Below are 675 nucleotides of genomic sequence, written 5' to 3' on the forward strand. Positions count from 1 at the left end.
TGCCGGGCTTCCGTGTACGCCCTGCTGCGCCCGCTGCTCTTCGCCCTCCCGCCCGAGACCGCGCACGCGGCGGCGCTCGGCGCGCTCGCGATCGCCCGGCCGCTGGTCCGGCTCGCCCTGCCCCGCCCGCCCGCCCGGCCGCGGCGGGTCCTCGGTCTGGAGTTTCCGAACCCGGTGGGCCTCGCCGCCGGCCTCGACAAGGACGGGCGGCACCTCCCGGCCCTCGCAGCCCTCGGCTTCGGCTTCGTCGAGGTGGGCACGGTGACACCGCGGCCGCAGCCCGGGAACCCGCCACCGCGGCTCTTCCGGCTCGCCGCCCACGAGGCGCTGATCAACCGCATGGGCTTCAACAACCAGGGCGCCGAGGCTCTGGCCCGGCGCCTCGAGCGCCGGCCCTTTCCGGGCATCCTCGGGATCAACGTCGGCCGCAACCGCGACACCCCGAACGAGCAGGCCGCCGAAGACTGCCGCCTGTGCATGGAGCGGCTCTATCCCTTCGCGAGCTACCTCGTGGTGAACCTCTCCTCGCCCAACTCCCCGGGGCTCCGCGCGCTGCAGGCGGCCGAGAGCCTGCGGCGGCTCGCGGGCGAGCTGCTCGACGCCCGCGAGCGCCTCGCCGCGCGGCACCGGCGCCGGGTGCCGCTGCTGTTCAAGCTCGCGCCCGACCTCGAGCTC

The 675-nt window shown here is 76.3% G+C and carries 1 protein-coding gene; it reads left to right on the plus strand.

The window, feature by feature from the left end; genetic code table 11:
• Window positions 1-24: 24 nt before the first annotated feature.
• Window positions 25-675 (plus strand): dihydroorotate dehydrogenase (quinone) (gene pyrD, locus NZN28_RS14540; protein ID WP_295399372.1); only part of this gene is annotated, 651 nt, incomplete at its 3' end.

Source organism: Meiothermus sp., assembly GCF_025056915.1.
Lineage (GTDB): Bacteria > Deinococcota > Deinococci > Deinococcales > Thermaceae > Meiothermus.